A 9738-nucleotide genomic window follows, 5' to 3' on the forward strand; every position below is an offset into this window, starting at 1 on the left:
CCAGCTCCCACAGGGACAGAGGACATCTGGCAGAAATTGGTTGGCTGGCAGGCCGCCATCGCTGGCAAGCCAGCTCCCACAGGGACAGAGGACATCTGGCAGAAATTGGTTGGCTGGCAGGCCGCCATCGCTGCGATGCGGCGACCCGACAAGCCAGCTCCCACAGGAGAGCAAAAGCAAAAGCAAAACGCCATACAACCACCGTTGCTTCTCACCACTCAACAGGCCGAGCGTTAGCTCGCCTGCCGCTTTTGATCTTGATCCACCCGCCCCCTCGGCAGGCTGAGTGGAGGCGTTTATCCGGGGGTGGGCGCGTAGCGCCGTGCGGCGCAGCCGCACACATCGAGAGGAGGTCGTCGCGAAGCAGACCGGAGGCGATGCCCCCGGATGAATGCCGGAACGAAGGTACCCCGAGCCCTAGCGAGGGGCCGAACGTAAGGGGCGAGCCTTTTGGTTCCTTTTTGGCGTTTGAAAAAGGGACTCGCCGTAAGGGCGAAACCGCCAGCAGCCGTTACCGAAGAAACGGATATGTACTCAACCAACCAAGAACCAGGTCGGCTACTAGGCCGCCTAGTCTAAAAATCCCGCTTATAAAAGATATCCAGCGAACTCGCCACCCCACCCGCCGCTTCCAGATAAACCTTCTTGCTCAGCTTGTAACGCAAGGCAATGGTATTAGCCGGCTCAAACACCCCAACCCCATAGCGCAAACTGAGCTTCTCCGAAAGATTCCCGCTGGCCACAACGCTGGTGGCGTTACCGCTGCCCTGAGTATCGAGCTGGAAATCCTCGATTCCCAGATTCTTCGCCAGACTGCCAGTGACCCCCGAACTGCCCATCAGACCCAGACCAAGCGCCGCCTGGGCAAGCATGTTGTTGTCTTCACCGTTGGTACTCAGCGGACGCCCCAGCACCAGATAGGAAAGCGCCTGCTCCTGGCTCATGGCCGGCTCGGAAAAAATCTGTGTGGTCGGCTGTTCAGCGCTGCCGCTCAAGCGGATGCCGGCGATTACGTCGTCAGTCTGGCGAATCGCTTCGACGTCCAGATACGGCTGGTCGATCGGACCGGCAAACAACAGCCGCGCCCGACGCACCGACAGGCGCTGGCCGTAGGCGCGGTAGCGGCCGTCGTTGAGCCATAGCTCGCCACGGGTGTCCATGTTGTCGCCGATGTGCACGTGCCCCTGAACATTCGCGGTCAGGCCGAACCCGGAAAAACTGAGTTTTTCTTCACCGACCACCACATCAATGTCCATTTTCATCGCCAGCGGCGGTTTGCCCTCTTCCGTCTGTTGACCGACGATCACCGTGTCATCGGAAACCTTGACCGTCGACGGCGGCAATTCGCGAATGGTGATGTCGCCCTTGGGCACCTGCACTTTACCGGCGATGGCCAGTTCGTCCCCCTTCATCGAGATGGTCAGATCCGGCGCCACTTCGACCTTGGCGTAAGGTTCGATGCTGACCGGCAATCGCGAACCCTTGAGCGCCAGATCCACTTCCAGCGCCTGCCCCCAGGCGATGTTGCCGTTCAGACTGCCCTGCCCGGTCTTGCCACTTTTCCAGCCGCCGTCGAGCTGAACGGTTTCACCGGCGATCACCGCCTGCAACCGCAAGGCTTGAATTTCCAGCGGCAACTCGGGGCCGGACACCTCGCCGTCGCTGAGCAACAGGCTGCCATTGACCAGCGGTGTCAGCAGCCCCCCGGAAATCGTGCCGCTGCCATTGAGGCGCCCGGTCAGTTTCTCGACCATCGGCACGAAGGGACGCGCCACCGACAAGTCCAGGCCACTCAAGCGGAACGAACCGGTCAGCGGCTTGTTCTTCGGCAACGGATTGATCTGAGCCTGCACCATCAATTCACCGAGCTTGCCGCCGACGAAATTGAGGTCGGTGTCGATGCGTTTGGGTGTGAGTTTGCTGGTGAGCTTGAGGGTCTGGTAAGGGAAGTCCAGCCATTGGTCTTTCTCGCGCACACGCAGGTTGCCGCCACTGGCATCGATGCTGATCACGCCATTCGGGCCGCTGGCGGGCAGGTCCAGTTGCACGTCAGCGTTAAGCCGCCCTTGCCAGGCAAAGTCTTTGGGCAGCCATTGCGCGAGACTTTCGATTGGAAACTGCTTGAGGTGATAACGCAGCTTCGGTTCAGGCATCAGACGCTGGTCTTCGCCGCACAGGCTGGCCGGGCCGGACGCCCAGCAATGAGCGCCGAAGTTGATTTTGCCGTCCGCCAGGCGCTCCAGTTTCGCCGGACCTTGCAGCTTCCAGTCCTGACCACCGGCCTGGATATCGCCACTGGCCAGGCGTCCGCGCCAGTTGCCTTTGTCCAGCGCACCGTCGAGGCCGAGGGCCAGCTTCAGTTTCGGCCCCTGCAAGTCGAGGCTCAGTTTCTGGTTCCTGATATCGCCCTGACCGCTGGCAACCAGGGTGCCCAGCGACGTATCGCCTGCCTGGATGCCGCTGCCCTTGAGGTCGATTTTCGCCCGCTGGGCGCTGTCTAGGGTTGCATCGAGATTCAGGCTTTGCAGGCGGTTGTCCTCGAAAGCCAGTTGCGAGCCCTGTAATCCGAGCTTGCCCTGCGGCGCCTTGAGCGTGCCGGCGACATCGACCCGGCCATTGAGCTGCCCGCGCAATTGCGGCCACAGCTGGGCCAGGCGCAGCAGCTTGATATCGATCTGGCCACTGAGCTTCTGTTGCAGACTGCCTTTGCCATTGATGCTGTTGTCGCCGAGGCGAATCTGCAGGGTGTTGAGGTTCCATTGCTCGCCGGCGCCGTCAGCCTTGGCTTGCAGCACCGCCGGTTGGCCGCGCAATTTTCCTTTCAGATCGAGGTCAGCGCTGAGGCTGAGCTTTTCATCTTTCATCTCGCCTTTGCTGCGCAGCGGCCCGGCCAACGTTCCCGGCAACTCCGCGACCCAGTACGCCGGGTTGATCGCCGACAGGTCCAGCGCAGTGTCCCAAGCGATGCCATCGGCAAATTGCAGGTTCAGGTGCCCTTCGGCCTTGCCCTGCCCGGCGGTGAGTTGCAGTTGCTGCAGATAGATTTTCGTCAGGTCGCCCGCGAACGGACTGGTCAGGCTGAACGCACCGGCCGGTCCGTCGAGCGCAGCCTTGAAGTTGCCGAGATATTTGCCATCGGTATAGGAGACTTCACCGTTGAAGCTGCGCAGGGCCACTTGCGGCTCGTCGATCAGCGGGTAGAGGCGGTGCCAGGGGAAATCCAGCCAGTCGATTTTGGCCTCGGCACTCAGGCCTTTGCTCCAGTCCAGTTGCCCTGTGAGCTTGAGGCTTTGCTTGTCGCTGGCCGTCAGGTCCAGTGCAGCGATCTGCGCACCGTTGGCGTCGACCTTGCCCTGCAGCGCCAGCGCGACCGGGCCTTGCTCGGCGGGCAGCGTCGCGCTACCAATCAACGCATAGCCGTTTTTCAGGTCACCCGCGCCGGTGAGTTCCAGTTGGTTGAGTTGCAAGGTGTCCGGCAGATCGGCACTCGGTTTGAAGCCATCGGCGGTGATGCGCACCTTGGCCGGCAGGTTTTCCACCAGAGGTTGCAGCTCGCCGGACAGCTGCCCGTTGAGATAGCCGCTGCTGTCGGCTTTCAGGTTCAGGGTTTTCAGCAGGTCGCCATCAATCTTCAACGCCAATGTCCAGGGCGCCGGGGTCGACAGGGTCAACTGGCCTTCGGCGTTGAGCGGCCAGTTTCCACCGGGCTGCAGATGCCCCGAGAGGTTCAGGCTCAGATCGTCACGCTGCACTTTCACCGAGTCGATCTGCATGCCCTTTTCGGTCCAGTGCGCCGCGAGCTGCAACCCCTTGAGTTGCTCACTGCCGTTGAACAGCAGGCTGCCGACTTGGATATCTCCCAGTTCGAGCGCCACCGGCAGTTTCAGATCCGGAAGGCTGATCGGCCCGCTGCCCTGCTCTTGCTCACCCGGCGGGAACTGCAGGCTCACCTGATCAGCCTGCAGTTGATCGATGCACAAGGTCATGCGGGTCAGGCACAGGGGCGACCAGGCGAAGATGACTTTACTCAGTTCAACCCGGCTGGTGTCTTGCTGCCATGACACACGATCGGCGCTCCACTGTCCGCCCAGGCGCCCGTGGAAATTATCCAGGGTCAACCCCGGCACAAAACCGAGCGCCCAGCGGCTGCCCGTCGCCGTACCCAGCACTGTGCCCAGGGTCAAAACCAGCAACATGAGCAGCACCAGAACGGCCAGCAGCGTGACTTTCAAGCCACGCTTCACATACACACGCTTCACAGCTCAGGCCCCATGGAGAAGTGCAATCGGATACCGCCATCGTCGTCCAGCGCATGGGCCAGGTCGAGGCGAATCGGCCCCACCGGAGACACCCAGCGCACACCGATACCGACCCCGGTCTTGAGGTTTGGCAGTTCGAGTGTATTGAAGGAGTTACCCTGATCGACGAAGGTTGCGACCCGCCATTTTTCAGCGACGGAATATTGGTACTCGGCGCTGGCGGCGACCATGTAACGGCCGCCGATGCGGTCGCCTTCATTGTTTTCCGGGGACAGGCTCTGGTAGTCGTAACCCCGCACACTCTGGTCGCCACCGGCGAAAAAGCGCAGCGACGGCGGTATCGACTTATAGCCATTGGTGGCGCTGCCACCGACTTGCACCCGACCGAGCAAGCGGTGCTTGTCGAAGACGGTGGTCAGGCCTTTGACCAGTGCGGTGCCGTACAGCAAGTTGTTGTCCGAGCCCAGGCCTTCCTTGGCCACTTTGCTTTCGAATTGCAGGCGATAGCCGTTGTGCGGGTCGATGCGGTTGTCGCTTTTGAGGTACGAATAGCTGACGCCCGGCATCAACAGGGTACTGAGGCCGGAGTCGTCACCGAGCCGGTATTCCTCGCGCTGCCACTTGAGCGAAACCACTCGTTGCCAACCACTGGGCAGCTTGCTGTGCCATTCCGGGCCGACGGTCAGCAACTTGCTGAGGCTGTCCTTGTCGGCGATTTCTTCGCTCTGGTAACCACCGGCGAAACGCAGTTTGTCGGTCAGCGGCGGGTCCAGCGGAATGTCGTAGAACAAGCCGACGTTTTGCCGAGGCGCCGAAACTTCTGCTTCCCAACCGTAGCTGTGGCCTTGTGGGTTGACCCAGTGCCGGGTCCAGTTGGCCTTCACTCGCGGACCAACGTCCGTGGAATAACCCAGGCCCAGGCCCATGGTGCGTGGCTTGCGGGTTTCCAGTTTGACGTCCACTGGAATCACTTCATTCCTGGACGCTGTCGGCGCCGCATCGACCCGCACGCCCTCGAAATAGCCGCTCGATTGCAGTGCCTGGTTAAGCTCGGCGATCAGTTCGGAATCGTAGGGCGTTCCGGCCTTGAACGGCACCATGCGTTGCAGCAGATCTTCATCGAACGGCGTGTCGCCTTCAAACTTGACCTTGCCCAGCGAGTAGCGCGGGCCGCTGTCGTAGATCAACTCGATATCGGCCACGCCGGCCCGCGGGTCGACCGACAGTGTCGAACGGGTGAAATGGCCGCTGAAAAAGCCGTACCGCGAAGCCTGATTCTGGATCAGTCGCTTGGCGTTGTCGTACTGACCATGATTGAGCACGGCGCCGGTTTGCAGCGCATGGTTTTGCGGAACGCGAAAGGATTTCAGCGAGGCCGCCGGGCCGTCGATGCGGATGGTCACATTACGCAAATGCACCGGCTCGCCGGGGTCGATGTTGAGTATCAGGCGCGGTTTGTCGCCGCCCTTCACGTCGCTGTCGATCTGCGGCTGGTAATAACCCAAAGCCTGGGCAGCCTTGCGCGCCTGCTCCTCGGCGCCGCGACTGAAGCGCAGCAAGGCTTCTTCGTCACGATCGCCGAGGCTGCCGATATAGCCCTCTATATTGGCTTTGAGTTCATCGTTGGACGGTTTGATCCGCACATCCAATTCACTTTGCGCCAGCGCCGCGCAGCTGGTGATCAGCATCAGCACGCCACTGGTAATTCTTCCTGGAAACTTCATAGGCGCGGATGCTATCACGAGCTTGGGAGCGTGATAGAGCCTGGAGGTCGCGCAAAGTTCGACCTTACGCGGTTGCGCTCTGCACCACCTGTGGGTTGGCGTGAAAAAACACATGTTCGCGAATCGGCCCAACGGCCACCTCGCCAATTTCCTCATACCCCTGACGCTTGTAGAACTCCAGATAACGCGGGTTGCCGGTGTCGAGGATCACACCCTGGGAGTTTTCATCCACCGCGCACCAGTTGTGCACCGCTTGCAGCAATTGCTCACCGAAGTGTTTGCCCTGGAATTGCGGATGAATCCCCAGCAACGGCAAGACGTGAACCGAATCGGACGGCGAACACGCTGCCACGGCATCGTGATATTCGAGGTAGCGCCGGGTGCAACGGAATCCGGTGCTGAGCACCATGCGCAAGCGCCAGGCCCAACTCTCGGTGATGCCCAGCCGTCGCTGGGGCGGTGCGATCAGGGCGATACCGATCAAGCGGTCATTGACCAGCAGGCCGATGGCCGGCAAATCCTGCAGAAAGTGTTGCTTGACCAGTTCGCGTACGGTCGCACGAACCCGCTGTTCATAACCGGGGCGCTCGGCCTCGAACAGGTAGCCAAAGGTCGGCTCGTGCCGGTAAGCCTGATACAACAGGGATCGCGCTTCGCGGGAATAGCCGCTGTCGAGCATGTGGATATCGGCGATGGCGGTGGCGGTTTCGGGCATGACGGTTGTTCTCCCCGGCACAGCTCGGATGGCTGCGCTCTTATTGGTACGAGCCTTTGGGCGACGACACAGTTCCCCCACAGGTATAGACCAGACTCGTTCATTGTGGGAACTGTACCGGCCCCATCGCGGGCGAGCCCGCTCCCACAGTGGGTTTTGTCGCCCACAAAATTTGCGTCAGCCACGAAACCTGTGGGAGCGGGCTTGCCCGCGATGGGGCCAGAACTGCCGACGAAGATCTGACAGAACACGGTAAATCCCCTTCCCTGCCACTGGCCCGATTCCTACAGGTCAGCTAGCATCGCCCTTTTGCCAGGACTGCCGACCATGAAGATTGTCTCCTTCAACATCAACGGGCTGCGCGCCCGTCCCCATCAGCTGGCGGCGCTGATCGAAAAGCATCAGCCGGATGTGATCGGGCTGCAGGAAACCAAGGTCCACGACGACCAGTTCCCGCTTGAAGAAGTCAAAGCCCTGGGCTATCACGTGTATTTCCACGGCCAAAAGGGTCATTACGGTGTCGCCCTGCTCTCGCGCCAGGAGCCGCTGGCCCTGCATAAAGGTTTCGCCACCGACGAAGAAGACGCGCAACGGCGTTTTATCTGGGGCACCTTCGCCGACGCCAATGGCGTGCCGGTGACGATCATGAACGGCTATTTCCCGCAGGGAGAAAGCCGCGACCACCCGACCAAGTTTCCGGCCAAGCAACGTTTCTACAGCGATTTGCAGCTACTGCTGGAAAACCAGTTCAAGAATGAGCAGCCGCTGGTGGTCATGGGGGACGTGAACATTTCTCCGGAAGACTGCGACATCGGCATTGGCCCGGACAACATGAAGCGTTGGCTGAAAACCGGAAAATGCAGCTTTCTGCCAGAAGAGCGTGAGTGGATGGCCCGCCTGAAAAACTGGGGCCTGACCGATAGCTTCCGTCACCTGAACCCGGATGTGGCGGATGTCTTCAGCTGGTTCGACTACCGCAGCCGCGGTTTTGAAGACGAACCCAAGCGTGGCCTGCGTATCGACGTGATCCTCGCGTCCCATGGCCTGTTGCCACGGGTCAAGGCCGCGGGCGTCGACTACGAACTGCGCGGCATGGAAAAACCTTCGGACCATGCGCCGATCTGGCTTGAGCTGAGCTGATCCCTGAAATCCAGGCAAAGCCCGCTCCCACACTGGAAAGCGTCATATTTCAGAAACCTTTCTGACTTAATCTCCCGGCACCTCCTTCGGCTATATAAGGTGCCGGCATGACGCTGCGCGTATTGTTCCTGTTGATGCTGTGCATCGGCTTGCCGCACACGGCCATGGCCGGCGCGTTGCCGGTTCCTGACCATGGCCCGGTGTTGCGCATCCAGGGTTCCAACACCATTGGTGCGGCATTGGGGCCGGCGCTGGTCGAAGGGCTGCTGCGCGAACAGGGCTTGCTCAAGATTCACCGCGAAACGCCGGACAATGCCAATGAATTGCGCATCGTCGGTGAAACCATTCAAGGGCACCGGGTCGAAGTCGAACTGGCGGCCCATGGTTCCAGCACCGGTTTTGCTGCACTGAAAAACGGCAGCGCCGACCTTGCGGCCTCTTCGCGACCGATCAAGGACAGTGAATGGCTGAGCCTTGAATCTTTCGGCGACCTGAAAAGTCCCGGCGCCGAGCAAGTCATCGCCATCGATGGCCTGGCGATTATCCTTCATCCGCAAAACCCGTTGAATCAACTGGACACCGGGCAACTGGCGCGGATTTTCAGTGGCGAAGTGAAAACCTGGGAAGAACTCGGCGGCAGCGGCGGGACGATTCATCTATATGCCCGCGATGATCAGTCGGGCACCTACGACACCTTCAAGGAATTGCTCCTGAGCAGTCGTGGGAAAAAACTCAGCAGTACGGCGAAACGCTTTGAATCCAGTGAACAGCTGTCCGATGCGGTCAGTGCGGACCCACAAGGTATCGGTTTCATTGGCCTGCCCTCCGTGCGATCAGCCAAAGCGGTGGCGATTGTCGATGGTCAATCCCAGGCCATGCTGCCGCTCAATAACCTGATCGCCACGGAAGACTATCCGTTGTCGCGCCGCTTGTTCTTTTACTTGCCACCCACTGGAGAAAATCCTTGGGCGCAAGCGCTGGTGACGTTCGCTCAAAGCAGCAAAGGCCAGGCGATTGTCGCTGCCAACGGTTTTATTGCCCAGACCGTCCAAGCCATGGCCGTCGCGCCGAATGCCTTGATGCCCGAGGGTTATCAGGCACTCAGCCGCCACGCCCAACGGCTGTCGGTGAATTTCCGCTTCGACGAAGGCAGCGCCAATCTCGACAGCAAGGCCAGGCAGGACTTGTCCCGGGTACTCGACTATATAGAGCAGCACGACAAAACTGATCGCCAGGTAACACTCGTAGGGTTTGGCGATGCCAAGGACGACCCGGCGCGTGCCGACCTGTTGTCGAAACTGCGCGCCATGGCGGTACGCCGGGAGCTGGTGAAGAGTGGCGTGGTACTGCGCGAGGTTCGCGGCTTTGGCGCCGAAATGCCGGTGGCGGCCAATAATGCCGATGAAGGGCGAATCAAGAATCGACGGGTTGAGGTTTGGGTGTATTGAATCCGATGGTGATGTGCTGAATGGGCTGACGCCATCGCCAGCAGGCTGGCTCCCACAGGGATCACACTGAACCTGTGGGAGCCAGCCTGCTGGCGATTGAGGGCGCCGCGGTCTTACTGCCCGCTACGCAGCATCTCTTTCGGCACGTACTTGCCGATTTCGAACTTGCCGATTGCTGCACGGTGCACTTCGTCCGGGCCGTCGGCCAGGCGCAGGGTGCGTTGCATGGCGTACATGTAAGCCAACGGGAAATCGTTGGAAACCCCTGCCCCGCCATGCATCTGGATCGCCCGGTCGATGACCCGCAAAGCCACGTTCGGCGCCACGACCTTGATCTGCGCGATCTCGCTTTTCGCCACTTTGTTGCCGACGGTGTCCATCATGTACGCCGCTTTCAAGGTCAGCAGACGCGCCATGTCGATTTCCATCCGCGAGTCGGCGATCTTGTCGAT

Annotated in this window: 7 protein-coding genes; 3 read left to right on the forward strand and 4 right to left on the reverse strand. The window is 60.5% G+C overall.

What is annotated here, in order from left to right; translation table 11 throughout:
• Positions 1 to 237 (forward strand): hypothetical protein (locus tag D8V06_RS30630; RefSeq protein ID WP_206663193.1); only part of this gene is annotated, 237 nt, incomplete at its 5' end.
• Positions 238 to 575: 338 nt separating this feature from the next.
• Here D8V06_RS30630 and D8V06_RS30025 read toward each other — a convergent pair.
• The 3 genes from D8V06_RS30025 to D8V06_RS30035 all read right to left on the reverse strand — a co-directional run bounded on the left by D8V06_RS30025 (position 576) and on the right by D8V06_RS30035 (position 6698).
• Positions 576 to 4244 (reverse strand): translocation/assembly module TamB domain-containing protein, encoded by a 3669-nt coding sequence (locus tag D8V06_RS30025; protein ID WP_130932399.1) that lies wholly within the window; start codon positions 4242 to 4244, stop codon positions 576 to 578.
• A gap of 11 nt (positions 4245 to 4255) precedes the next feature.
• Complete coding sequence (locus D8V06_RS30030; protein WP_130932397.1) at positions 4256 to 5983, reverse strand: autotransporter assembly complex family protein; 1728 nt, start codon at positions 5981 to 5983, stop codon at positions 4256 to 4258.
• Between the two features lie 64 nt (positions 5984 to 6047).
• Complete coding sequence (locus tag D8V06_RS30035) at positions 6048 to 6698, reverse strand: GNAT family N-acetyltransferase (RefSeq protein ID WP_056854641.1); 651 nt, start codon at positions 6696 to 6698, stop codon at positions 6048 to 6050.
• A 327-nt stretch (positions 6699 to 7025) separates the two neighbouring features.
• Between D8V06_RS30035 and xthA the strand changes: the two genes are divergently transcribed.
• Complete coding sequence (gene xthA, locus D8V06_RS30040; RefSeq protein ID WP_130904290.1) at positions 7026 to 7838, forward strand: exodeoxyribonuclease III; 813 nt, start codon at positions 7026 to 7028, stop codon at positions 7836 to 7838.
• Positions 7839 to 7945: 107 nt separating this feature from the next.
• Complete coding sequence (locus D8V06_RS30045; RefSeq protein ID WP_130932398.1) at positions 7946 to 9286, forward strand: phosphate ABC transporter substrate-binding/OmpA family protein; 1341 nt, start codon at positions 7946 to 7948, stop codon at positions 9284 to 9286.
• 113 nt (positions 9287 to 9399) lie between these two features.
• Here D8V06_RS30045 and D8V06_RS30050 read toward each other — a convergent pair.
• Positions 9400 to 9738 (reverse strand): acyl-CoA dehydrogenase family protein (locus tag D8V06_RS30050; protein WP_277751325.1); only part of this gene is annotated, 339 nt, incomplete at its 5' end.

The organism is Pseudomonas sp. Sample_24 (genome assembly GCF_004307605.1).
Lineage (GTDB): Bacteria > Pseudomonadota > Gammaproteobacteria > Pseudomonadales > Pseudomonadaceae > Aquipseudomonas.

Excerpts from the sequence above, each read along its gene's own strand:
- D8V06_RS30030 (WP_130932397.1), bottom strand. The coding sequence starts at position 5,983 with ATGAAGTTTCCAGGAAGAATTACCAGTGGCGTGCTGATGCTGATCACC.
- D8V06_RS30035 (WP_056854641.1), bottom strand. The coding sequence starts at position 6,698 with ATGCCCGAAACCGCCACCGCCATCGCCGATATCCACATGCTCGACAGC.
- xthA (WP_130904290.1), top strand. The coding sequence starts at position 7,026 with ATGAAGATTGTCTCCTTCAACATCAACGGGCTGCGCGCCCGTCCCCAT.
- D8V06_RS30045 (WP_130932398.1), top strand. The coding sequence starts at position 7,946 with ATGACGCTGCGCGTATTGTTCCTGTTGATGCTGTGCATCGGCTTGCCG.